Raw genomic sequence first — 22,099 nt, 5'->3', positions numbered from 1 at the left:
CCCTGGGCCGGCGGCTGCAGTTATCCTATACGCCGGACACGGCAGGTCGCAGCGGCCAATTCGTCACGCCTCGACCCGGCAGCAATGCCGGTCCTCCGGTCGATCTTCTCCGGTCAGGACCGCACCGGTCACGGGATTGGGCCGGAAGACGGTGCATCCCTTGAGACCCAGCGCGAAAGCGCGCTCGTAGAGGCCCGCGAAGGCCTCGCGCGTGCAGTCGGCCGGAACGTTGACGGTTTTTGAGATGGCATTGTCGACATGGGGCTGCAGCGCGGCCTGCATGTCGAGATGGGCCTCAGCCGGCAGGTCGGTGGCGGTCACAAAACCGTGGGGCACGCCGTCTTCGTGACGCGCCATTCCGCGCCACACTGCCAGCGCGTAATCGGTCAGATCCAGCGAGACCGGCTCGCCGTCCGGACCGATGACACGTCGCCGGAACCGCCCGGCGAAGATCGGTTCCAGCCCGCTTGAGACATTGCCGGCCAGGAGGCTGATACTGCCCGTCGGAGCGATGGCGAGGAGGTGGCTGTTGCGGATGCCGTATGCGGCGATGGCATCGCGGATATCGGCAGGCAGGGCCGAGACGAAGCCGCCCGCCAGATAGGCGTCGCGCTCGAAACGGGGAAAGGGGCCCTTGTCCCGGGCGAGTGCGATGGAGGCGCGATAGGCGGCGTGGCAGATGCGGCGCATGGTTTCGGCAGCCAATTGCCTGGCGGTGTCTTCACCATAATCCAGGCCCAGCATGAGAAAGGTATCGGCCAGACCGGTCATTCCCAGTCCGATGCGCCGGGTCTGTCGGGCCATTTCGGCCTGGGCGTCCAGCGGGAAGCGGGAGATGTCTATGACATTGTCGAGCAGGCGTACCGCGACCGGCACGATCGCTTCGATAGCGCCGGTGTCGAGCCGGGCCCGGGGCGTAAAAGGATGTTGCACGAAGCGGGTCAGGTTGATGGAGCCGAGATCGCAGGCGCCATAGGGCGGCAGCGGTATTTCACCGCACGGGTTGGTCGCCGTGATGCATTCGCAATAGGCCAGATTGTTGAGCCGGTTGATCCGGTCGACAAAAAGTACGCCCGGTTCGGCGGTGTCATATGCGGTGTCGGTGATCCTTGCCCAGAGGTCGCGGGCCCGGATCCGGCGCAGGATGCGGCACGGCACCGGCTCCGGCGCGCCGGACCATGGTCGCACGACCGTCTCCCCTCTGGCCTTTTGGCCGGTCGAGGGGAAGACGAGCAGCCAGTCGCCGTCGGTGCGCACGGCCTCCATGAAGGCATCGGATACCAGGACCGACAGGTTGAAATGACGCAATTGCCCGGGCTCGCGCTTGGCATCGATGAACGTCTCGATGTCGGGATGGTCGCAGCGCAGGGTTGCCATCATGGCGCCGCGGCGGGCGCCGGCGGACAGGATTGTGGCACACATGGCATCCCATATCCGCATGAAGGAAACCGGTCCGGTTGCGATGTTTCCGGTCCGGCGCGCCGGCATGCTGCAGGGACGCAGCGGAGAGAAGTCGATCCCGATGCCGCCGCCCTGCTGCATGGTGCGGGCGCTCTCCTCCAGGGCGCCAAATATGCCCGCGACCGTGTCCTCCAGGGTGCCCATGACAAAACAGTTGAACAGGGTGACGTCGCGCCCGGTTCCCGCGCCCGCCAGTATGCGGCCGCCGGGCAGGAAGCGGAAACCCGACATCGCGCCGAAAAAGCGATCCGCCCATGCCGCACTGTCCTGCGTTTCCGCCGCGGCGAGGGCGTTTGCGACACGCCGCCAGCTATCGTCCGGTGAGGTCTCGGCCGGATCGGCATGACGATACTTGTCTTCCCAGACACGCCGGGAGATCGCGGCAGGCCAGTGGAACATGGCGGCAATCTAGCGGTCTGACAGGCCTCTCTCCAAGCGAAACCGGGCCGGCTACGTAGAATTGCGGGGTTGTGGCGAATGGGTCCGGAACGGATCAATAGAGTGCAGGGCCAATGCGTCCGCAGGCCCGTCACAGCAGACCAGAGCGCGTCCAGTCACGGAGCTTCGACCATGACAACCACAACCACGAACCAGACCGAAACCAGGACCTCGACCGGCAGGGACAAGGCACCCGCGGCCGTCAAGGCCGATGGCCGGGCGGAAGCAGCTGCGGCCGCCGTCAACGAAGCCGCCTCAAACATCAAGACGGTCATGGAAGCCGCGACCAACGGCTTCTGGCAGCGGGCGATGGCCTTCAATGGCGAAGCCGCTCGGCTCGCCAGCGTGAGGGCCGGGCATTATCGCGAGTATTTCGACGAACTGGCGTCCTGCCAGTCGCCGGTTGATGCCGGCGAGGTCGCGACACGCGCGGCGCAGACGGCCTTCCAGGATTATATGGACGAGTTCGGGCGCCTGTCCCAGATCGCCATGTCGGGACTGCCGGATGCGGGCAAGGGCGGCGCGTCCAGGCGCTGAGCCCTGCCGGCACCGGCGGGAGGGAAGCGCGATGGAAAAGACCCGTCGGGAAACGGGCCGGCCCGAGAGCGGCGCAGGCCCTGAAGCCGATGCCGATACGGCGCCCCGCCCGGCCGGTGGGGGTGCTCCGGAGGATCCGCACACACTTGACCGTACAGCCCGCGCGGCCATGGCGCGCCTGACCGGAGGCGTTTCACCGTCCGCCGTTCTGGCACCCTGGGCCGACTGGGCGATCAATCTGGCTGCGGCGCCCACGCACCGCGCAGCCTTGGGGCTGAAGGCCGTGGCCGATGGCTGGGCGCTGGGCAGCTACGCGCTGCAGCGCCTGGCGGGCCTGTCCGATGTAGAGCCGCCGTTTCCCGAGACGGGCAGGGACGCTCGTTTCGCCGATCCGGGCTGGCGCGACCTGCCCTTCGATCTCTATGCCCAGTCCTGGGCCGCAGCGGACAGCTGGTGGCACGCGGCGACCGGTCCCGTCCGTGGCATGCACGAACGCAATGTCCGGCGCACGGCCTTCATGGCCGATTTCGCGATGGACGCCGTGTGTCCGGCCAACAACCCGGTTCTCAACCCCGTCATATGGCGCCGCACGGCGGAAACAGATGGCCGCAATCTCTGGCAGGGCGCAGCCAATTTCCTGGAAGACATGGTCAGCGTCACCCGCGGCAAAGGGCATGACCGGGCCGTCCGGGAAGCGGTCGGTCACAGCCTGGCCACGACGCCGGGAGAGGTTATCTACCGCAACGGGTTGATGGAGCTCATCCAGTACGCACCGCAGACCGGGAGCGTGCATGCCGAACCGATCCTGATCGTACCGGCCTGGATCATGAAATACTATATCCTCGACCTGTCGCCCGAGAACTCGCTGGTCGGCTGGCTGACCCGCCAGGGCTTCACGGTCTACATGATCTCCTGGATCAATCCGGGGCCGGACGACCGCGACCTGTCGCTCGACGACTACCGTACCTTCGGGATCATGGACGCGCTCGACACGATCGGCGCCGTCCAGCCGGGCGCGAAGGTTCATGCCTGTGGCTATTGCCTCGGCGGCACGCTGCTTTCCATCGCCGCCTCGGAAATGGCGCGGCGCCGGGACGACCGGCTTGCCACCATCACCTTGCTCGCAGCCCAGGTCGATTTTGCCGAGGCCGGCGACCTGCTGCTCTTCGTCGACGATGCGCAGATCGCGTGCCTGGAAGACATGATGTGGGATCAGGGTGTGCTGGAGGGCCATCAGATGTCCGGCGCCTTCACCTTGCTGCGGGCGGACGAACTTTTCTGGTCGAAGGCAGCACGGGAGTATTTTCTCGGCGAACGCGACAAGCCCTTCGACCTGTCGATCTGGAATTCCGACCAGACCCGCATGCCCGCCCGCATGCATTCGGAATATCTGCGCGGCCTGTTCCTGGAGAACAGGCTGACGGCGGGGCGGTTCGCCGTGGAGGGGCGGGTAGTTGCGCTGTCCGACATCGACGCGCCGATCTTTCTGGTCGGGACCGAGAAGGACCACATCGCGCCCTGGGCTTCGGTCTACAAGCTCAATCTCTTTGCCCGGGTGCCCATCACTTTCGTGCTGACGAGCGGCGGGCACAATGCGGGCATCGTCTCCGAACCGGGCCATATCGGCCGGTCCTTCCGCATTGCGACGCGCCAGCCGGAAGACGATTATCTCAGTCCGGAGCGCTGGAAGGCGGGTGTCGAGCCGCAGGACGGTTCGTGGTGGACGGCCTGGGCCGGATGGCTGGCCGAGCGCGGTTCGCCAAGCCGTGTCGCACCGCCCCGGATGGGCGCGCCGGAGCAGGGCTATGCCCCTATCGGGCCGGCCCCGGGCTGCTATGTCCAGATGAGCTGATAGCGGTTTCCCGTTACCGACTTGACGAATGTCAAAGCGTGCCGCGGTCCTGCCGTTCAGGATCGATCCGACATCAAGAAGTCGGGGAGATCCGGTCATGAGACTAGAGCGTGAAGACCTGCTGCGCGCCTATCGCCGCATGCGCACGATCCGGGAGTTCGAGGAACGGGTGCACCGGGAGTTCGCGAGCGGCGGCATTCCCGGCTTCGTACACCTCTATGCCGGCGAGGAAACCGCAGCCGTGGCCGTGTGCGAAAACCTGCAGCCTGGGGACCAGATCACCTCGACCCACCGCGGCCATGGTCATTCCATCGCCAAGGACTGCGATGTGACGGCCATGATGAAGGAGATTTTCGGGCGTGCGGACGGGCTGTGCCATGGCAAGGGCGGCTCGATGCATATTGCCGATATCTCCAAAGGCATGCTGGGCGCCAATGGTATTGTCGGCGGTGGTCCGCCGCTGGCCTGCGGCGCGGCGCTGTCGGCACGTGTGCTCGACAATGGCGGAGTGGCTGTCGCCTTCTTCGGCGATGGTGCCTTCAACCAGGGCACGACGCTGGAATCGCTGAACTTCGCCCGGGTCTACGACCTGCCGGTCCTCTTCGTGCTGGAAGACAATGGCTATGCCGAGAGCACGTCGAGCGACTGGTCGATCGGCGGCAACGATCCGGTCCGCCGTGCCGAAGGCTTCGGCATCAAGGGCGAGAAGGTGGACGGGCATGATTTCTTTGCCGTCTACCGCGCCGCACAGGAAGCGCTGGAAGCAATCCGCAATGGCGCCGGACCGCGCTTCATCCACATCGAATTCACCCGCTACTACGGACATTTCGAGGGCGATGCCATGACCTATCGTCCGCCCGGCGAGGTGGAGGAGGAGCGCAGCTTCCTGGATTGCCTGGCGTTCTTCCGGGCCCGCACCACCCAGGGCGGCCAGCTCGACACTGCCGAACTCGACGCCATCGATGCCGAGGTGCGCGCATTGGTCGAGGATGCGGTGGCCCAGGCGAGGGCGGCTCCGCCGCCCGCGCCGGAAACCCTGACGACCCACGTCTACGCCGCCTATTGATGGGAGAAATGCGATGTCCGTGAAATCTTTCCGCCAGGCCATCAATGAGGCCTTGCGCGACGAAATGCACCGCGATCCCACTGTCGTGCTTCTGGGCGAGGATATCGCCGGCGGCATGGGCGCGCGCGGTGCCCAGGATGCCTGGGGCGGCGTGCTCGGCGCCACCAAGGGCCTGCTCAACGAATTCGGCCGCGGCCGGGTATTCGACACGCCGATCAGCGAAAGCGCCTTCATCGGTGCGGCCGGCGGCGCGGCTGTAACCGGCTTGCGGCCTGTGGCCCAGCTGATGTTCGTCGACTTCTTCGGCGTGTGCGGCGACCAGATTTTCAACCAGATCGCCAAGTTCCGCTACATGTTCGGCGGCACGGCGAAGACTCCGGTGGTGATCCGCACCCTCTGCGGGGCCGGCGTGCGGGCAGCAAGCCAGCACAGCCAGATGCTCTATCCGGTCTTCACGCACTTTCCGGGCCTGAAAGTGGCCGTTCCGTCTTCACCTTACGAAGCGAAAGGGCTGCTAACCCAGGCGATCCGCGACGACGACCCCGTGGTCTTCTTTGAACACAAGGCGATGTTCGACGACACGGGGGAGGTGCCGGACAAGCCCTACGCGATTCCCTTCGGTGAGGCCCGTATCGTCTGCGAGGGCGGGGACGTCACACTGGTGGCCCTGGGCCGCATGGTCGGGTTCGCGAAGACGGCCGCCGACCGGCTCGCCAAGGACGGCATACAGTGCACCGTGATCGACCCGCGCACCACTTCGCCGCTGGACACCGAGACGATCCTGGCGAGCGTGCGCAGCACCGGCCGGCTGGTCGTCATCGATGAGGCGCATCCGCGCTGCGGCATGGCGGCCGACATCGCCAGCCTCGTCGCCGAAGAGGCATTCAACAGTCTCAAGGCGCCCATCCGCAAGGTCACGCCGCCGCACTGCCCCGTCCCCTTCGCCCCGGAACTCGAGGACGCCTACATCCCCGGTCCGGACGATATCGAGCAGGCGGTACGCGCGATTGTCAGAGAGCGGGCCGATGCCTGAGGGGCTGGTACCGATCACCCTGCCCAAGCTGGGGCTGACAATGGAAACCGGATCGGTCAGCCGCTGGCTCCGCAAGGAGGGCGAGACGGTGAGGGCGGGCGAACACCTGTTCGACGTCGAGACATCAAAGAGCGCGAATGAATGCGAGGCGCCGGCCGGCGGAATGCTGTCGCGGATCGTCGTCGGGACGGGGATCGAGCTCCCCGTCGGAGCCCTGATCGGGGTGATTGCGACGGGCAAGGCATCGGAGGCCGACGTGTCGGCTTTCATCAAGAACTACCAACCGCAGAGGAAGGCGTGACAACGCCGGCGACAGGAAAGGACAGACCGATGAAACTGAGCGGGAAGACAGCACTGGTTACGGGAGGCAGTCGCGGTATCGGGCGCGGCATCGCCCTGGAACTAGCCCGCGAGGGTGCGGATATTGCCATTGCCGATGCCCGGCTGGGAACGGATGCCCAGAAAACCCTGTCGGACATACAAGCGTTGGGGCGTGAAGCGGTCGAGATCGAGGCGGATGTCTCGAAGGCCGACCAGGTCGCCTTCATGATTGACCGGACTATCGAAGCGCTCGGTGCGGTCGATATTCTTGTCAACAATGCCGGCGTGCTCAGCGCGGCTCCGGTCGAGGAACTCGAGGAGGCCGAATGGGACCGGATCATGGCGGTCAATGCCAAGGGCCCCTTCCTGTGTTCCAAGGCGGTCATCCCGCACATGAAGGTCTGCGGCGGCGGCCGGATCATCAACGTCGCCTCGATCGCCGGCAAGAACGGCTTCACGACGCTGGCGCACTATTGCGCCTCCAAGTTCGCTGTGGTCGGCTTTACCAACACCCTGGCCAAGGAGCTCGCCCGCGACGGCATCACGGTGAACGCGATTTGCCCTGGTATCGTGCGCACCTGGATGTGGGACTATCTCTCCGAGGAATGGCGTGCGCCGGAGGAGGGCGTCGAGGATTCCTGGGCCCGGCATATCGACACGATCATCCCGCAAGGCATCGCCCAGACGCCGCAGGACATGGGCCAGCTTGCCGTCTTTTTCGCGACGGCACCGCATGTCACGGGCCAGGCGTTCAATGTGGACGGCGGCGTCGAGCTGCACTGATGGCCCAGTCGGACACGCCCTTATCAGTCGTCGAGACTGAGGCTGCGCTCTTTGGCGCGGTCGACCGCGAACCGCTCACGCCGGTGCGCCGTGTCGTGGCGGAACGCATGACGACGAGCTGGCGGGAGATCCCGCAGGTCACCCAGTTCGACGAGATCGATCTGCAGCCGCTCGAACGGCTCCGACAGCACGTCTCGGATGAGGCCGGTGAAGCTGGTGTGCGACTGACCTGGCTGCCTTTCATTCTCAAGGCCTGCGCTCGAACGCTGGTTTCGCACCCGGCTCTCAATGCGGCTTTCGATGCGCAGGCCGGGGCGCTGGTCCTCAAACGGTATGTGAATCTGGGCGTGGCCGTGGATACGCCTGCGGGTCTCATGCGGCCGGTAATCAAGGATGCCGCGGATCTGGGCTGGCTGGACATTGCCCGGCGGCTCGCAACCTTGTCCAGGGGCGCCCGCGAAGGGCGGCTGCCCTTCTCCGATATGGAAGGCGCATCCTTTTCCGTGACCAGCTTGGGCCGGATCGGCGGAACCGGGTTCACGCCTCTCGTCTTTCCGCCGGAAACGGCCATTCTGGGTATCGCGCGGGCGTCTCATAGGATTGTGCCCGAAGCCGGGGGTGTCACGGCGCGCCTGCGCCTGCCCCTCGTGCTGACCTATGATCACCGTGCGGTCGACGGGGCCACGGCGGGCCGCTTCCTGACGGAACTGGCAGCCTGTCTGGAGCATCCCGAGCCGCTCGCTTCCTGAAAAACTCTGTCACACCCGGCCTTTACCGTGCAGTTTTTTGCAATTGGACCGCTGGGTTGTTCCTGACCTAGGATGATGTCCTACAAGGCGGGCTCGCGGATACTCCGGACACCGGGCCGACGGCAAAACGGGTCGGGGCGACGGGCAAATGGTCAGCAATATTCCCCCTTTTCTGCAGCGCGAACCGGTTGACCCTCGGGAACTGGGAGATGCAGCGAGGCGGTGCGGCATTCTTGCGCTTGATGCGGACGGCCGGATCACGGGCGTCAGCGTGCCCTTCGAGCGTATTACCGGATGGACCCCGGACGAGATTGTCGGCCGCCGCGCCTCGTTCCTCTACCCGCCCGATACACCGGCGGACGCCCGACTGGACGCGCTTCTCTCGGATGCTGCCGAGGCGGGCTACCACGAAGACCACAGCGACCGGATGACACGGGATGGCAACCGGTTCCTGGCAACCGTCATAACCATGCCCGTGCGAACGGCCGATGGCGGTCTGAACGGGTTCGTCAAATTGGTCTGCGATCGGGCGGATATCGATGCGGCCGTCGATGTGCTGCGTCTGCGCGAAGCGCATCTCAGCGCCGTCGTCGAGGCGGTTCCTGCGGCCGTGGTCACGATCGATGAGAGCGGCATCATCCGCGCCTTTTCCAGGAATGCGGAACGCCAGTTCGGCTACGCCGCAAACGAGGTCGTCGGGCTCAATGTGTCGATCCTGATGCCGGCGCCCTATCGCGAAGAACATGATGGCTATCTCGCCCGCTACCTCGAAACGGGCGAGAAACGGGTTATCGGTATCGGGCGGGTGGTGACGGGCGAGCGAAAGGATGGCGGGACCTTTCCCATGGAGCTCAATATCGGGGAAACGAGGGCCGGCGAGCAGCGCTATTTTACCGGTTTTATCCGTGACCTTACCGAGCGCAGGAAGGCGGAGGTCCGCATGCAGGAGCTCCAGTCCGAACTGACCCACATTTCGCGACTGACAGCTCTGGGCGAAATGGCGTCAAGCCTCGCACACGAGCTGAACCAGCCGCTGGCGGCAGTCACCAACTATCTCAAAGGGTGCCGGCGGATGATAGAGCAGGGGGATGCTACGGACACCGCGGTCCTGGTGCAGGCCCTCGACCGGGCGGCCGACCAGGCCATGCGAGCCGGCCAGATCGTCAATCGGCTGCGCGAATTCGTTGCGCATGGCGAAAGCGAGCGCCGGGTCGAGCGCGTCGGCAAGCTGGTGGAGGAAGCGGGAGCCCTCGCCCTCGTCGGGGCGCAGGACCAGGGTGTCCAGGTGCGGTTCGATCTCGATCCGCGCGCCAGCCATGTCCTGGCCGACCGGATCCAGATCCAGCAGGTCCTGCTCAATCTGATGCGCAATGCGCTGGAGGCGATGGAAGGCAGCGATCGCAGGGCGCTCACGGTGTCCACATGGTTGCGCGCCGACGAGTACATCGAATTCCGGGTGAGCGACACGGGGCCGGGATTGAGCGAATACATCGCGTCTAGACTCTTCCAGCCTTTCGTTACCTCCAAACCTCACGGCATGGGTGTGGGATTGTCGATATGCCGCACGATTGTGGAAGCGCATGGCGGCCGCATCTGGGTTGAGCCCAATTCGGGGGGCGGTACAGTGTTCGCGTTCACACTAGGAACTATAGACCCGGAGGGTCGCGATGAGTGACCGGCAACGCGTTCATGTCATTGATGACGATGAAGCGATGCGGGATTCGCTGGCCTTTCTGCTGGGTGCTGCGTCGCTGGACGTGACCGGGCACGCGTCCGCGGAAGGCTTTCTGGAGGCGCTGCCCGATACGCCTCCGGGCTGTGTTGTCACCGATGCCCGCATGCCGGGCCTGTCCGGTATCGACTTGCTGGTTCGCTTGCAGGAGATCGACGACACCTTGCCGGTTATCGTGATCACGGGGCATTCCGATGTTCCAATGGCTGTAAGGGCGCTGAAGGCCGGTGCCTTCGACTTCATCGAAAAGCCCTTCGACGACAGCAAGCTGATCCAGACTGTGCGCGATGCGCTGGCCTGCCGTAGCGATGCGGTGCGTCGCAAGCACAGCCGCGAGGCGGCAGCGGGGCTGATCGAGACGCTCACGGCGCGTGAGCGGCAGGTGTTCGATGGCCTGGTTGCCGGGCGGCCCAACAAGGTGATTGCTCACGATCTGGGCATAAGCGCCCGCACGGTCGAGATCTACCGGGCCAATGTGATGAGCAAGCTGGATGCATCCAGCCTCTCCGATGTTGTCCGCATCGCCTTCGTCGCGCGCGGGCCGGATCTTTGACGCCGCTCGCTTGACCGGGCCGGATTACGCAATTTCCCTTAGGGAGAATATCCGAATATCGCCCCTGCAGGGTGCGCGCTAGGAAAATGGCCTGTCCTGTCAATTCGGGGGCTGCCATGCTGAATGCCACTCTTCCGACGGACACACGGCATTGTGCCGTGTCCGCATTGCGCTGTATCGCTGCCGAGGCTGGGGATCCCCTTGCCAAACTGTTCGAGAACGACGGCGCGACGGCGCACTTCCGGGCCAATGACGAGATCTTCGCCGAGGAGGAGGCCGCAGATGCGGTCTACCGGGTGACCGAAGGTGTCGCGCGCATCTGCAAGTTCACCGAGGATGGCCGCCGCCAGATTGGCGAATTCCACTTTTCCGGTGACGTATTCGGACTGGAATACGGCTCGCATCGTTCCGTGTGCGCCGAAGCGGTTACCGATTGCCGGGTCAGCATCGTCGGCCGGGCGCAGCTGCTCGCCAAAGCCCGGAGGGATGGCGAGCTGGCAAATGCGCTGTGGCGATCGTCCTGTGACGCGCTGCACCGTATGCACGAGCAGCTATTCCTGCTGGGCCGGGCCAATGCCGCCGATCGGGTCCTCGCCTTCTTCCACATGACTGCCGAACGTCTCAACAGCCGGGGCGTGGTGGAGATTCCGATGTCCCGCCAGGATATTGCCGATCATCTTGGCCTGAATATAGAGACCGTGTCCCGCACAATCACCCAGTTGCGCGGCGAAGGCGCGATCCGGCTGGAAGGGGCCCGGCGCGTGTGCCTCGACACACATGACAGGCTCTACGCCTGAGGGCGCAACTATTGCAGAGGTCTGTGAACGGTCCCTTCGAGCCCTCGCCCGTTCGCATGACAAGCCCCGGCCGTGAGGGCCGGGGCTTTCCTTTTACGGCTGATGGCTGGGCCATCGTTCAGCGCAGGGCGCGCTTGCCCAGGGGCTTCACCGTACTGGCCTGGGGACCTTCATCGCCGCGTTCTTCGTGAAACACCACGCGCTCGCCCGGGACCAGTTCATCGATGTCCATGCCCAGCAGGCTGTTGGCATGAAAATAGATCCGGCGGCCGTCCACCGCTTCCAGAAAGCCGAATTCTCCGGACCCGTCGATGGCGATGACGGTGCCGATAGGCGGGTGCTCGCGATCGCCGGCATGGGGGCGCATCTGTTGCGCCTTGGTCTGCAGCTGCCGGCGGGCCCGCTTGAAGGCGTCATTGATCGCGAAGGCGAGCTGCCCGTGACGCTCGTCGGGCGTCGGCGTGCGGCTCACCGAGACTGTGCGGCCTTCGGGCAGGTCCAGATGGATGCGCACCTCGTAGAGTCCACCTGTCGTGTGATGGCCGCTGGGCGCGCGCACGACGACCCGGCCGGCCGTTATACGTCCGAAGCGGGTTTCCAGTTCGGCTATACGGTCGACGATGACCGCCTGCCATTTCGGCTCGGCGTCCATGCCCTGGAAATCGATCTGAAGCGGCGTTTCCACGACCTCAGTCCCGGCCGTCGAGGACAAAGCTGATCTTGGCGTTCACACGGAAACTCGAAATGGCGTCGTCCTCGACGGTTGCCTCGAAATTCTCGATATAGATCGACCTCACATTCCGCACACTGGATACGGCCTCGGCAACAGCTTGCCGGGCAGCGTCTTCCCAGCCTTCGGACGACTCCGCGAGGACCTCGATTACCTTGAGCATGGCCATGGTGGTCCCTCCTTTCATGCTGCGAACCCGGACATCATCGGCGCTGCGCGGCAGTCCGGCATTGACGCACGTCAATGCCGATCGCCGTCCGAACGGGTTTCGTGGCGATGAAGGAGACAGACCTCATGATTGCGCCAACCCTGTCTGCCACGGACGCAGAAGGCTCCCCGCATCGTCACGTCGATGTCAGCATTCCGCCGCTGGACCTGCCCGGACTGTTGCGGATGCCCGAGACGGCGGTCGGGCTGATCATCTTTGCTCATGGCAGCGGATCGAGCCGCTTCAGTCCACGCAACAACCACGTGGCCGAGGCTCTTGGCCGTGCCGGCTTTGCGACCTTGCTGTTCGATCTCCTGTCGTCCGGCGAGGAGGCGGACCGGCGCAATGTCTTCGACATCCCGGTCCTGGCCCGTCGCGTATGTCATGCCATCGACTGGGCTGTCGCCGCCACGCCGGCGACCGGCTTGCCGATTGGCCTGTTCGGGGCCAGCACGGGCAGTGCGGCTGCACTGACCGCGGCGGCCGCGCGTCCTGAAGCTGTGGCTGCGATCGTGTCGCGTGGCGGACGCCCCGATCTCGCGATGGCGGTGCTGGACAAGGTCCGGGCCCCGACCCTGCTTCTCGTCGGCAGCCGCGACGGCGAGGTACTCCGGCTCAACCAGATGGCCCATGCCCGGCTCCGGGAGCCCAAACGGCTGCAGGTCATTCCGGGTGCCTCGCACCTGTTTTCCGAACCCGGCACGCTGGACATGGTCATCAATGCGGCGACGGTCTGGTTCCGGCGTTTCTGCACGCGACCTCAAGACCGGAAAGGATCAGGCTGATGGTATTTCGCGATCGCAACGAGGCCGGGCGCCTGCTCGCCCTGGCCCTGAAGGATTATCGGGATCAGAAAATTGTCGTTCTTGCGCTCCCGCGCGGCGGTGTCCCGGTTGCCGCACAAGTGGCCCGGTATCTTGATGCGCCGCTGGATCTGCTGCTGGTACGCAAGATCGGCGTTCCGGGACATGCCGAGCTGGCAATGGGTGCGGTGATCGACGGTGACCATCCGATCGCCGTGCGCAACGAGGATGTGATCCGCTTTGTTCGCGCAACGCCGGCCGACTTCAGCCGCGCCTATAACAAGGCGCTCGACGAACTCGAACGGCGCAGACAGCGTTATCTGGCCGGGCAGTCGCCCTTTCCCGTGTCGGGGCGCACGGTTATCCTCGTCGATGACGGTATCGCGACAGGTGCAACGATAAGGGCTGCCATCAAGGGGCTCCGCCAGCGCAACCCGGCAGCCATCGTGCTGGCGGCGCCGGTCGCCCCGCCGGAAACGGTCGAGGCGCTGCGTCCACTTGTCGATGATATTGTCTGTCTTGACCGGCCGGCGCTCTTCCGGGCGCTCAGCCTTCACTATGCCGACTTCCACCAGGTCAGCGATGAAGAGGTGCTTGAACTGCTGGCGGCCGCGCGGGCACGGACAGACACGCCGGAACGTGCAGGTTGAAGCCTGAAAAAAAGAGGCCGCCGTACTGCGAGGTCCGGCGGCCTTTTCAACCAACCACAGGGGGCAAGTGTGGGTGAACGATGCCCGCGGCGGCGGTTTTCAACTCGAGAGTCTCCTCCTGAGCGACCAACGCGCCTGACCGCGGGCCCGTTCGTACCGGTTCTCCGGCGGGCCGGTCCGTCGCTTCGGTCCGATTCGCGCCTGGCGACGTTTCACGGCCTTGCTTCTCCGGTCTCACCTCCCCGGTACGACACGATCATTTCACCGCGACCGGAAGCCCACCGCATTGACCTGCATCAATGCCCGGTGGCGGACGGAAGTCGAAATTGACGGATGAATATTTGCCATGGAGCGATACATGAGCCATCCTACGTTCGATCATACCCTGCAGGAAGGAAACCTCTGGCTCAAAGCGGTCGCCGGCGAATTGCACATGGACGAGATGCGGCACGCCTACTCCGCTCTGCGTGCCACGCTGCATGCCCTGCGCGATCGTTTGCCGCCGGAGCGGGCGGTGCATTTCGGCGCGCAGCTGCCCATGCTGATCCGGGGACTGTTCTTCGAGGGGTGGCGCCTGGCGGGCAAGCCGACAGGCGAACGCTCCGTCGATGCTTTCTGCGAGCATGTCGGTCATGAGTTGCCGCCGCACTTTCCCATGGATGCACAGACAGTCGCGCGAGGTGTTTTCGCCACGCTTGCCGCAAGGGTTGATGCCGGTGAGATCGGCAAAGTGATCGACCAGCTGCCCATCCCGTTGCGCGCGTTGTGGCCTGAAGTGGCGCGCCGTATCTGAACGCGTATCGGTTCTGTTCAGGGCAGGGAGGCTGGCCGGTGGAGAAGAGCGATCTGTCCTTCCGGGCGGAATCCCTGCCGATCCCGCTTCAGGAATTGTGCTGGAAGTTTTCTAAAACTCGGGAGGCTGACGCCAAGGATGTCGGCATGGCTCCCGACTACGGTCCCGCTCCGGCTGATGACATGATGGGATCGGCCGCCAAGGGCGGCGCCTGTGCGTGTCTCTTTAAAGAGCCGACTGCTTTCATCGAAAACTCGATAGCCGTCGCACGGCCGGACTTCTTCATCCTGGCCCGACCGGTCAAGACGCTGCCGCTGGCGTGCGTGGATGCGGCGACGGCTTGGAAAGCGCGCTTTGTGACCTATTTTCCCCGGCGCCCGTGTCCGGCTTGCTGCCAGTGTGGCGATCTCGGCCACCTGTAACGGCCCGCTATCTGCTGCGCAGTCTGGACAGGTGCGGGTTTCGGGATAGAAACCGTATCTTTATTGTGGGAATATATTGTATGTGGCGTGAAATCGGGACGGCTCCGGACGATCGGGACATCGAGCTCGCGGTGATCGATGAAGGAGAGGCGCATCCGCTTGTCTTTCCGTGCCGCCGCGGCAGCGCCGGCTGGCACGATGCATCGACCGGCCAGCGCATCGATATCGATCCGACCCATTGGCGTGAATGGAGCGGTGAAGGCGGTGGGGATAGCGGGATCTGAACGTTTAGAAGGAGAGGCGGGACCGGTCCCGCCTCTCGGGCGGCACGAAGTCTAGGCCACCAGGTCGCCGTGGCGGGAAACCGTGCTCAGGAGCTCTCCCGACACGGCGTGTGACATGCGCTGGGCGATGTCGCCGAGGGCCACCACGCCGACGATCGTGTGATTGTCGTCGATGACCGGAAGACGGCGGACCCGGTATTTCTCCATCTTGCGAACGACATCATTCACATCGTCGTCTTCCTGACAACAGACCGGCCTGTCGCTCATGAAGTCGCCGACGGTTTTTTCCGTGGCCGGCCGGTTGTCGGCAACCGCTCGAATGACGATGTCCCGATCGGTGATTATCCCCACAAGGCGTTTGCCGTCGACGACCGGAATGAAGCCGATATTGGCATCGCGCATCAGGTAAGCAGCCCGTGTCAGCGACGCGCCGGTCTGGATCGTCGTTGCATTGGGCGTCATGATATCCTTGACCTGCATGGTGTACCTCGTTCGGGTATTCGGGGGCGGTCAGCTGGCGTGGATCTCGATTTTCTTGCGGGCCTGTTTGGCCTGGGGCGCCTTGGGCAGGTGAATCCGGAGCACCCCGTCCTTGAGGTCCGCCTTGATCTTGGCAGCATCGACTTCGTCGGGCAGGCGGACGGAGCGGGAGAATTCGCCATGCCCGCGCTCGGCCCGATAATAATTCCTGTCCTTCTTTTCCTCTTTCCATTCGCGCTTGCCGGAGACGGTGAGGCGGTCACCGGCCAGGTCGATCTCGATCTCGTCCCGCTTGAGGCCGGGCACGTCCAGCGTGACCTCCACGGCATCGTCGCTCTCGCAGATATCCATGTCGGCGAAAAAGGCCTCGGTCCCGTCGCCATTCGTCAGCGGCAATTGCGTGCTGGCGAAGAGATCGCCGAAGACGCGGTCCACTTCATCGTGAATCCGGCGCATTTCAGCGGGCCACAATCGCGATTCAGCATTCTGGCGGCGCAGGCTGAGCGGGTTCAGGAGGGATTGCATTCTCATGGTCTCATACCTCTCTTCCAGTAGCCGGCCGGAGGCCGGTAGCAGCGTTGGCAAGGATATGATGACCGGGCCGGCCGGGCGTTGACCTTTGTCAATTGCCAGCCGCCCTACAGGCCGAAGGGGTAGGTATCGGGCACACCGTCGCACACGCTGGTGTCCAGCGCCCGGACCGGGCTCGTTTCGTCGATCCAGACATATTCATCGAACTGGCGCGGCAGATCGGCTTCGAAATAGTGGCTGAACCGCTCGCTTTCGGGCCGGTAGATGACGCCGATCGCGCGTTCCAGGCGCGGTGATGACAGGTATTCTCGGACAACAGCCTTGCCCTTGCGCAAGGGCAGAAGCAGGCAGGGCTGATTGCTCAGGTGAAAGAGGCGTTCATAGCTCTGCGGGTGCGCCGGACGGATCGTCTTGTATTGCAGCGGGCCGCCCCAGTCGCTCGCGGCCGCGACCCGGCCGTGATCGGTACCGAAGCCGATAGAATAGACTTTCGATCCCCATCGGGCGCGGGCGAGGCGCCCGATATTGAACTCGCCGCGGGCCGACATCTCCGTCGCAGCCGAGTCCCCGAGATGGGAGTTGTGAGCCCACACGATCCCGCGGGAGCGCGGACCGTAGTGGTCCAGGAGGCTTTCCAGCGTTTCGAACATATGGGTGTCGCGCAGATTCCAGGACGCGCGCGATCCGTAATACATCGTGCGATAATAGCGCTCGGCGCTTGCGACCAGCCGCGCATTGCGCTCGGCGTCGAAAAAGGCGCCTTCTGCCATCGCCTGCCATGCGTTGCGGCTGCGCAGGAGGGCGACCAGGACGTTCAACACATCCTGCTCGCAATCCCGGTAGGCGCCCGTGAGGGCAGCATGGCCGTAAGCGGCCGGGTCCGTTTCCCAGGGCGTCAGGCAGGCATAGCGCTGCCGCGCAATGGTGGCGATATCGGGGTCGACCGTTTCGAGGTGATTGAGGACCTGCTGGACCGAGAGATAGAGCGAGTAGAGATCGAGACCATGAAAGCCGGCCCGGCGATCCGGCTCTCTTTCCTTGTTCCAGCTGTGCAGCCAGTCGGCAAAATCGCGGGTCTCTTCATTACGCCACATCCAGGTCGGGAACCGCGCGAAGGCGGTCCATTCGGCCGGCACGGCTTCCTTGTGGCGGACATAGTGATCGATCCGGGCCGCATCCGGCCAGTCAGCCTCGACGGCCACGAAGTCAAACCCGCGCTCTGCGATGAGCGCCCGGCTGATCCTTGCGCGCAGGGTATAGAATTCATGCGTGCCATGCGTGGCCTCGCCGATCAGGACAACCCGTGCGTCGCCGATGCGGTCGAGCAGGGGCCGGATGTCGATCGCTTCCGGCGCTGCCGCGGTTTCGCCGTGGGCCGCGATGAGGCTCACCGTCGACAGGTCGGTCACGGGGCGCCGTTCGACAAGGCGCGGCGGCCAGGACGACGGCGCGTCCGGGGGCGGCGGCGCCTCTGCCTCGTCCTCGCCGCCCAGCGGCGCGACATAACGAATGTCGGCAATGTCCTCCCGGACGAAGCGGTCCTCTCCGGTTCGGGTTATGCGGACCAGTTCCTGACCGGCCGGGGTTGCGCCCACCGGTGCGACGAGCCGCCCGCCGGGGGCGAGCTGGCTCAGCAGGGCCTGCGGGATATCGGCGACGGTCATGGAGACCAGGATTGCGTCGAACGGGGCCTGGCGCGGCCAGCCCTTGCGTCCATCGCCGCAACGCACGTCGATATTGGTTATGCCCAACTGGTGGAAGACCGTCCTGCAATGATCGGCCAGCGCATCGATCCGCTCCACGACCGAGACATGACGGCAAAGGTCGGCGAGGATGGCGGCGGCATAGCCCGATCCGCCGCCGACTTCGAGCGCGGTTTCGTCTTCGGACAGATCCAGTGCCTCGGCCATGAAGGCGACAAGCCGGGGCGGGGTTGCGGTCTGGCCATGGCCGATGGGAAGCGGAATATCCTCATAGGCGATCGCGGCGTCCGACGGCGCGAGGAAGCATTCGCGCGGCAGACGCATCATGGCCGCGAGCACCCGGGGATCGCGCACGCCGCGGCCGCGGACCTGGCGCTCCACCATCGCAGCGCGCTGCCTTTCATACCCGCTCATCGCTCGCTCCTGCTTCACGCCAGCAGTATTGCAGCGCCGGGCACGCAAGGGTTTGACCTGCGTCAAGGCTCTCGCGGCAGGCATGGATGGCGGTTCAGTTCTATGAGGCACCGTCCGCGTCAGGGACTGGACGAACACCTGGCATCTGAATCGGATCCGAAAGTCTGATCTGGACCCGAACCGCTACAGGGATGGTCGATCAAGGCGCTGAAAAGATCGCGAAAGGATGTCCGCGATCGCCCGAAGCTTGTCCGTAATTGCCCGTTGGTCTGGGGAAGTCAGACTGTTGGAATTGGGATTTCGGGTTCACCGGCACACAAAGTAGATTACAGCCGGTCTACCGCGGACATCATACAATAGCGGAGGCATAATCCGCACGCTTCCGGCATCAACCCCGGTCAAGCTCAGTGATCTCGGCGTCATTCTGACCAAGTGCGCCGCCTTCTTCGAGATAATCGAGAATGTGCTGATAGTCCTCAAAGAATCTCCTCCAGGCACGCATATCTCCAAGTTCCCCCACAGCCGTGATCATGGCCTGGTGGGAGGCAATGAGCACGGCGTTCTGTCTCTCCAGATCTGAAGTCTTCCTTCTGGCCTCTGCCAGCAAGAGACTTTCACCTTCACTAAGACGCCCGCGTTTATTGTTCGCTAGCCGCTTCACAGTCTTGGCCAGCGCCTGGCACCGCCGAATTCGTGGCTTTGGGCGACACTCTTTCGTCCGAAGCGGTTGGTGATGATCGTGTCGGCAACTCCGGCAGCGAAGAGTTGGTTTTTGTGCATGTGGCGTGAGGAGTGGCTCTTGAAGCAGAGCGATCGGTGCTCCGGCTTCTGATGACGTCGAACGGCAGCAGGAGGACTTCACCGCGCCTGAGGTCCTGATGAAGAAGACAGAGCAGGATGGCCATGTTTTGCCAGCGTTGCGCTTCGGACCGGAAAGGGTTGTCTGCACTGTTGGGTTTGAAGAGCGCGTAGAGCTCTTCAATCACGCGCGCCGGCAAAGCCCGCAACACATGGATCCGCTTGGGGAGAGGGGCGGGCGACAGGTTCCGGTATCGCAGCTCCCAGCGATGAAGCTGTGAAGTCAACTCAACGAACTTCGATTGATCGCCGGAGGGGTGAGCCAAATCGCGAAGTGTCTCGACAACAAACTTGCGCACGATCTGCCACCCGCGGCCGACGCCGGCGCTGGAGCGGGTGGCGGTTGTTGGGCATTGAAGAATGCCTTGAGTAGCTTATCGAGTTCGTCAGTCACGAGATCAGCGGTCAATTGATCGAGTGTGTCTCGTCCTTAGAAGTCGCCCGCGAAGTTTCTTTCTCACTGTAGAGGGCGCATGAGCTGAACGGTTTCGTTGGGCGTAGACACCCGCCCAGAATCCATGGCTCCAAACTCCGCGGAAACAGCAACCGGCGCAGCAAGCGCTCGCGGGACCTGAATGCGGAAGAATCGTAATACCGGCATGCCGCCTTTCCACAAGGCAAGCTCGATGACAACAACGCGGCGCTCAGCATCACTTTCCGCACTTAAAGCTCGAACCCGTGACACATGCCATACCGCATGAACTTGGGAGCGACCTGAAGTTTCACAAAAACCTATCGCCGTAAGTCACGGAACAAAAAGTGGAAAATCGCCACGTTGGCTTGCGGGGGCTGCCGGTCCCGAACCAGTTCCTAAAGCATCAATTTAGCGCATAATAAATATTATGATAAATATTGGATGGGTAGCGGCATGGTGTGTGAAGACAATCGACGATGCTCAAAAGACGCGAGCATGGCCAATGAGTCCGGGAAAACCATCGGGCGTTTGACACACCTGAGTTCCGCTCCGGACATCCCGAGCGCGTTCGCCAACAGCGAGCCGCACGCCGCCGCCTTATAATCTTCTGAAATCGCGCGAACGGCTTCGTGATCCGATCGGCGACGTCACAAGGCCTTTCTGGCTGGATTCGATCGGTCATGAAGCCCCGGTTTCCGGATCAGCCCATGAACGGTACTTGGCTTCCCGGTCCGCAGTGCGTCGACGGTAGGTCGTCGCTGTGGCCGGAGGTCAGCGAAGAGAAAGCTTGGCCAGCGCGATGCCGGCGAGCGCCTGCTCCTCCCTGTGAAAATCGCCCCAGAACGCGCCATCAACCGTGACGCGCCAGATTCCGCCCGTCTCCTTGAGCTGTATCCTGTCGGCCGGCAGCTTGGCGGGGCCGCAGGATTGCGCGCGAGTTGCAGTCGGCGCACTTGCGAGCGGGAGGACATGCTCGGCTGAACGGGCGGGTTTGCCGGTCTCCCCGATCAACATGATCGCGCGGATGAATTCCTCTGCGAAATCATCCACCTCCCTGTAATTGTGCTCGTGCCGGGCCATCTTCATGGGTTCGACAAACCGATCCCGCAGATGATCCAGAAAGCGCGGCTCGGTTCTGGACATGTAGGCGATGAGTGACTGAAGAATTCGCGCGTGCGCCAGAACACGGCGCTCCAGTTCGGTAATTTCCGGCGGGCTAGATCGTGCGGTTGGCATGACAAGCCTCCCGTTCACGGCTTTCCTCATCGCGCCTGGCTTGCGCAATAGCATCCGACAGGCTCGTGTATCGAAATTCGCGATAATGAAAACAATCTACAGGACAACACTATATTCCGTATTTTTCTGCGTATTCAAAATATTTTGTAATATTTTTCTTGGTTTTTCTCAGCGATTCAGGAGGTAACATTTTTCACTCCATCATACATTTTTATGAATACTATATATGATCCGTTTTTTGTAGAATTACAATTGATCTCGCGAAGGCCTCGGGCTTCATACCGCGGATCGGTCTGGCGATGCATGGCTCGCTCTTGCACCTTCTTGAGCGCGTCCGACACGAGCTACTGCCCCCGGCGCCGGCGGGCTTTGCTGAGGGCGCCATCGGCCTTTCTTTTCTCGATGGGCTCTATCGGCCCGTGGCCGGAGTTCAGGGCGCTCAGTCGGGTTCTCGACTTCTTGAATATCACCGATGTCGCATTCAGCAGTGATGTCACGAAAACATGCTGGAAATCGGTGTTACACTTGTAACGAAGCGCTCCGTGTATCGCGTCTCGAGAGGTTCCCTCATGTCCGTTTCCCGCTCTTGTCCGCCTCAGTGCCCTGACAGGCCTTCAGGGCGTCGCTTCGATTGGAGGCACGGAGATCCAGCTGGCCGAGCGTGACGGTGAAAGCCAGATCGTCTGCCCGCCGAACCGGCACCGCCAAACTGGAACGCGCGGATCGCCGCATCGTCCTGTCAGTCCTTGTCTGCTAGATAGTGCGATGAAACGCGAAAAACCCGGAGCCTCTTCATGATCGACCGCCGCGCCCTCGTCCTGTCCGGCCTCGCCAGCCTGGCTTTTGCCGGCCGGGCCAGTTCAGAGGATCACCCCGTCATGGTGGTCTACAAATCACCGACCTGCGGCTGCTGTGGTGCATGGATCGAGCATGTCGAGGCAGCCGGTTTCCGGGTTGCGGTCCGCAACATGCCGGATGTGGTGCCGGTCAAGACCGAGTTCGGCGTGCCGCAGGCCTTGTGGTCCTGTCACACGGCCCGGATCGGCGACTATACGATCGAGGGACATGTCCCGGCCGAGGATATCCTGCGGATGCTGGACACCCGGCCGCAGATTGCCGGTATCGCCGTGCCCGGCATGCCGGCCGGATCGCCGGGGATGGAAATCCCGGGCTACAGCGAACCGTATGATGTCTATGCCTTTTCCGGCGATAACATGTCGGTTTTTGCCAGCCATGAGGGCTGAGGTGCC

25 protein-coding genes are annotated in these 22,099 nt (G+C 63.6%); 16 read left to right on the top strand and 9 right to left on the bottom strand.

Going from position 1 to position 22,099, the window contains the following annotated elements:
- Nucleotides 1-63 precede the first annotated feature (63 nt).
- A complete protein-coding gene (locus PKE71_RS09090; protein WP_271186649.1) occupies nt 64-1,860 on the bottom strand; it encodes an adenosylcobalamin-dependent ribonucleoside-diphosphate reductase in 1,797 nt (598 codons plus the stop codon).
- A gap of 171 nt (nt 1,861-2,031) precedes the next feature.
- On the opposite strand from PKE71_RS09090, the gene PKE71_RS09085 reads away from it, so the two are divergent.
- From PKE71_RS09085 to PKE71_RS09040, 10 genes are all read left to right on the top strand, one after another.
- The gene (locus PKE71_RS09085; protein WP_271186648.1) at nt 2,032-2,436 is read left to right on the top strand and encodes a hypothetical protein; all 405 of its coding nucleotides are present in this window, start codon (nt 2,032-2,034) and stop codon (nt 2,434-2,436) included.
- A gap of 31 nt (nt 2,437-2,467) precedes the next feature.
- The gene (locus PKE71_RS09080) at nt 2,468-4,288 is read left to right on the top strand and encodes a PHA/PHB synthase family protein (protein WP_271186647.1); all 1,821 of its coding nucleotides are present in this window, start codon (nt 2,468-2,470) and stop codon (nt 4,286-4,288) included.
- Between the two features lie 97 nt (nt 4,289-4,385).
- Nucleotides 4,386-5,354 carry a thiamine pyrophosphate-dependent dehydrogenase E1 component subunit alpha gene (locus tag PKE71_RS09075; RefSeq protein WP_271186646.1) on the top strand — a complete coding sequence of 323 codons (969 nt, stop codon included), beginning with the start codon at nt 4,386-4,388 and terminating at the stop codon, nt 5,352-5,354.
- A gap of 13 nt (nt 5,355-5,367) precedes the next feature.
- Nucleotides 5,368-6,387 (top strand): alpha-ketoacid dehydrogenase subunit beta, encoded by a 1,020-nt coding sequence (locus PKE71_RS09070; protein ID WP_271186645.1) that lies wholly within the window; start codon nt 5,368-5,370, stop codon nt 6,385-6,387.
- Entirely contained in the window at nt 6,380-6,688 is a 309-nt protein-coding gene (locus tag PKE71_RS09065) for a biotin/lipoyl-containing protein (protein WP_271186644.1), read from the top strand. The genes PKE71_RS09070 and PKE71_RS09065 overlap by 8 nt, the downstream gene beginning before the upstream one ends.
- 29 nt (nt 6,689-6,717) lie before the next feature.
- Nucleotides 6,718-7,491 (top strand): SDR family NAD(P)-dependent oxidoreductase, encoded by a 774-nt coding sequence (locus PKE71_RS09060; RefSeq protein WP_271186643.1) that lies wholly within the window; start codon nt 6,718-6,720, stop codon nt 7,489-7,491.
- Nucleotides 7,491-8,240, top strand: coding sequence for a 2-oxo acid dehydrogenase subunit E2 (locus PKE71_RS09055; protein WP_271186642.1), 750 nt, complete (start codon nt 7,491-7,493; stop codon nt 8,238-8,240). The genes PKE71_RS09060 and PKE71_RS09055 overlap by 1 nt, the downstream gene beginning before the upstream one ends.
- A gap of 148 nt (nt 8,241-8,388) precedes the next feature.
- Nucleotides 8,389-9,915 carry a PAS domain-containing sensor histidine kinase gene (locus PKE71_RS09050; RefSeq protein WP_271186641.1) on the top strand — a complete coding sequence of 509 codons (1,527 nt, stop codon included), beginning with the start codon at nt 8,389-8,391 and terminating at the stop codon, nt 9,913-9,915.
- Nucleotides 9,908-10,525, top strand: coding sequence for a response regulator FixJ (gene fixJ / locus PKE71_RS09045; RefSeq protein ID WP_271186640.1), 618 nt, complete (start codon nt 9,908-9,910; stop codon nt 10,523-10,525). Before PKE71_RS09050 ends, fixJ begins: the two co-directional genes overlap by 8 nt.
- Nucleotides 10,526-10,641: 116 nt before the next feature.
- A complete protein-coding gene (locus tag PKE71_RS09040) occupies nt 10,642-11,322 on the top strand; it encodes a helix-turn-helix domain-containing protein (RefSeq protein ID WP_271186639.1) in 681 nt (226 codons plus the stop codon).
- 118 nt (nt 11,323-11,440) lie between these two features.
- Here the strand turns inward: PKE71_RS09040 and PKE71_RS09035 are convergent, their stop codons facing one another.
- Together PKE71_RS09035 and PKE71_RS09030 are read right to left on the bottom strand one after the other, a co-directional pair.
- A complete protein-coding gene (locus tag PKE71_RS09035) occupies nt 11,441-12,007 on the bottom strand; it encodes an HPF/RaiA family ribosome-associated protein (RefSeq protein ID WP_271186638.1) in 567 nt (188 codons plus the stop codon).
- Nucleotides 12,008-12,011: 4 nt separating this feature from the next.
- On the bottom strand, nt 12,012-12,221 hold the full coding sequence (locus PKE71_RS09030) for a dodecin family protein (RefSeq protein WP_271186637.1): 210 nt from the start codon (nt 12,219-12,221) through the stop codon (nt 12,012-12,014).
- A 125-nt stretch (nt 12,222-12,346) separates the two neighbouring features.
- Here PKE71_RS09030 and PKE71_RS09025 point away from each other — a divergent pair, with 125 nt between their 5' ends.
- From PKE71_RS09025 to PKE71_RS09005, 5 genes are all read left to right on the top strand, one after another.
- A complete protein-coding gene (locus PKE71_RS09025) occupies nt 12,347-13,045 on the top strand; it encodes a dienelactone hydrolase family protein (RefSeq protein ID WP_271186636.1) in 699 nt (232 codons plus the stop codon).
- Nucleotides 13,045-13,713, top strand: coding sequence for a phosphoribosyltransferase (locus PKE71_RS09020; RefSeq protein WP_271186635.1), 669 nt, complete (start codon nt 13,045-13,047; stop codon nt 13,711-13,713). The genes PKE71_RS09025 and PKE71_RS09020 overlap by 1 nt, the downstream gene beginning before the upstream one ends.
- Before the next feature lie 358 nt (nt 13,714-14,071).
- Nucleotides 14,072-14,506, top strand: coding sequence for a DUF2267 domain-containing protein (locus tag PKE71_RS09015; RefSeq protein WP_271186634.1), 435 nt, complete (start codon nt 14,072-14,074; stop codon nt 14,504-14,506).
- A 38-nt stretch (nt 14,507-14,544) separates the two neighbouring features.
- Nucleotides 14,545-14,928 carry a hypothetical protein gene (locus PKE71_RS09010; RefSeq protein WP_271186633.1) on the top strand — a complete coding sequence of 128 codons (384 nt, stop codon included), beginning with the start codon at nt 14,545-14,547 and terminating at the stop codon, nt 14,926-14,928.
- An 80-nt stretch (nt 14,929-15,008) separates the two neighbouring features.
- On the top strand, nt 15,009-15,212 hold the full coding sequence (locus PKE71_RS09005) for a hypothetical protein (protein ID WP_271186632.1): 204 nt from the start codon (nt 15,009-15,011) through the stop codon (nt 15,210-15,212).
- A gap of 51 nt (nt 15,213-15,263) precedes the next feature.
- Here PKE71_RS09005 and PKE71_RS09000 read toward each other — a convergent pair whose 3' ends face one another.
- The 6 genes from PKE71_RS09000 to PKE71_RS08975 form a co-directional block, all read right to left on the bottom strand.
- Nucleotides 15,264-15,692: a CBS domain-containing protein gene (locus tag PKE71_RS09000; protein ID WP_271186631.1), complete on the bottom strand. Its 429-nt coding sequence runs from the start codon at nt 15,690-15,692 to the stop codon at nt 15,264-15,266.
- Between the two features lie 30 nt (nt 15,693-15,722).
- Nucleotides 15,723-16,223: an Hsp20/alpha crystallin family protein gene (locus PKE71_RS08995; protein WP_271186630.1), complete on the bottom strand. Its 501-nt coding sequence runs from the start codon at nt 16,221-16,223 to the stop codon at nt 15,723-15,725.
- Nucleotides 16,224-16,330: 107 nt separating this feature from the next.
- On the bottom strand, nt 16,331-18,340 hold the full coding sequence (locus PKE71_RS08990; protein ID WP_271186629.1) for a protein-L-isoaspartate(D-aspartate) O-methyltransferase: 2,010 nt from the start codon (nt 18,338-18,340) through the stop codon (nt 16,331-16,333).
- A 388-nt stretch (nt 18,341-18,728) separates the two neighbouring features.
- Nucleotides 18,729-18,947 (bottom strand): hypothetical protein, encoded by a 219-nt coding sequence (locus PKE71_RS08985; RefSeq protein ID WP_271186628.1) that lies wholly within the window; start codon nt 18,945-18,947, stop codon nt 18,729-18,731.
- A gap of 31 nt (nt 18,948-18,978) precedes the next feature.
- A complete protein-coding gene (locus PKE71_RS08980) occupies nt 18,979-19,497 on the bottom strand; it encodes a hypothetical protein (protein ID WP_271186627.1) in 519 nt (172 codons plus the stop codon).
- 887 nt (nt 19,498-20,384) lie between these two features.
- Nucleotides 20,385-20,849 carry a hypothetical protein gene (locus PKE71_RS08975; protein WP_271186626.1) on the bottom strand — a complete coding sequence of 155 codons (465 nt, stop codon included), beginning with the start codon at nt 20,847-20,849 and terminating at the stop codon, nt 20,385-20,387.
- A 794-nt stretch (nt 20,850-21,643) separates the two neighbouring features.
- Here PKE71_RS08975 and PKE71_RS08970 point away from each other — a divergent pair.
- The gene (locus PKE71_RS08970; RefSeq protein WP_271186625.1) at nt 21,644-22,093 is read left to right on the top strand and encodes a DUF411 domain-containing protein; all 450 of its coding nucleotides are present in this window, start codon (nt 21,644-21,646) and stop codon (nt 22,091-22,093) included.
- Nucleotides 22,094-22,099: the final 6 nt, after the last annotated feature.

It is taken from the genome of Maricaulis virginensis (assembly GCF_027922185.1).
Lineage (GTDB): Bacteria > Pseudomonadota > Alphaproteobacteria > Caulobacterales > Maricaulaceae > Maricaulis > Maricaulis virginensis.
Note: the sequence above shows the minus strand (reverse complement) of the source record. Positions and strands in the feature narration are given on the sequence as shown.

Excerpts from the sequence above, each read along its gene's own strand:
- PKE71_RS09090 (WP_271186649.1), bottom strand. The coding sequence starts at position 1,860 with ATGTTCCACTGGCCTGCCGCGATCTCCCGGCGTGTCTGGGAAGACAAG.
- PKE71_RS09085 (WP_271186648.1), top strand. The coding sequence starts at position 2,032 with ATGACAACCACAACCACGAACCAGACCGAAACCAGGACCTCGACCGGC.
- PKE71_RS09080 (WP_271186647.1), top strand. The coding sequence starts at position 2,468 with ATGGAAAAGACCCGTCGGGAAACGGGCCGGCCCGAGAGCGGCGCAGGC.
- PKE71_RS09075 (WP_271186646.1), top strand. The coding sequence starts at position 4,386 with ATGAGACTAGAGCGTGAAGACCTGCTGCGCGCCTATCGCCGCATGCGC.
- PKE71_RS09070 (WP_271186645.1), top strand. The coding sequence starts at position 5,368 with ATGTCCGTGAAATCTTTCCGCCAGGCCATCAATGAGGCCTTGCGCGAC.
- PKE71_RS09065 (WP_271186644.1), top strand. The coding sequence starts at position 6,380 with ATGCCTGAGGGGCTGGTACCGATCACCCTGCCCAAGCTGGGGCTGACA.
- PKE71_RS09060 (WP_271186643.1), top strand. The coding sequence starts at position 6,718 with ATGAAACTGAGCGGGAAGACAGCACTGGTTACGGGAGGCAGTCGCGGT.
- PKE71_RS09055 (WP_271186642.1), top strand. The coding sequence starts at position 7,491 with ATGGCCCAGTCGGACACGCCCTTATCAGTCGTCGAGACTGAGGCTGCG.
- PKE71_RS09050 (WP_271186641.1), top strand. The coding sequence starts at position 8,389 with ATGGTCAGCAATATTCCCCCTTTTCTGCAGCGCGAACCGGTTGACCCT.
- fixJ (WP_271186640.1), top strand. The coding sequence starts at position 9,908 with ATGAGTGACCGGCAACGCGTTCATGTCATTGATGACGATGAAGCGATG.
- PKE71_RS09040 (WP_271186639.1), top strand. The coding sequence starts at position 10,642 with ATGCTGAATGCCACTCTTCCGACGGACACACGGCATTGTGCCGTGTCC.
- PKE71_RS09030 (WP_271186637.1), bottom strand. The coding sequence starts at position 12,221 with ATGGCCATGCTCAAGGTAATCGAGGTCCTCGCGGAGTCGTCCGAAGGC.
- PKE71_RS09025 (WP_271186636.1), top strand. The coding sequence starts at position 12,347 with ATGATTGCGCCAACCCTGTCTGCCACGGACGCAGAAGGCTCCCCGCAT.
- PKE71_RS09020 (WP_271186635.1), top strand. The coding sequence starts at position 13,045 with ATGGTATTTCGCGATCGCAACGAGGCCGGGCGCCTGCTCGCCCTGGCC.
- PKE71_RS09015 (WP_271186634.1), top strand. The coding sequence starts at position 14,072 with ATGAGCCATCCTACGTTCGATCATACCCTGCAGGAAGGAAACCTCTGG.
- PKE71_RS09005 (WP_271186632.1), top strand. The coding sequence starts at position 15,009 with ATGTGGCGTGAAATCGGGACGGCTCCGGACGATCGGGACATCGAGCTC.
- PKE71_RS09000 (WP_271186631.1), bottom strand. The coding sequence starts at position 15,692 with ATGCAGGTCAAGGATATCATGACGCCCAATGCAACGACGATCCAGACC.
- PKE71_RS08995 (WP_271186630.1), bottom strand. The coding sequence starts at position 16,223 with ATGAGAATGCAATCCCTCCTGAACCCGCTCAGCCTGCGCCGCCAGAAT.
- PKE71_RS08990 (WP_271186629.1), bottom strand. The coding sequence starts at position 18,340 with ATGAGCGGGTATGAAAGGCAGCGCGCTGCGATGGTGGAGCGCCAGGTC.
- PKE71_RS08975 (WP_271186626.1), bottom strand. The coding sequence starts at position 20,849 with ATGCCAACCGCACGATCTAGCCCGCCGGAAATTACCGAACTGGAGCGC.
- PKE71_RS08970 (WP_271186625.1), top strand. The coding sequence starts at position 21,644 with ATGATCGACCGCCGCGCCCTCGTCCTGTCCGGCCTCGCCAGCCTGGCT.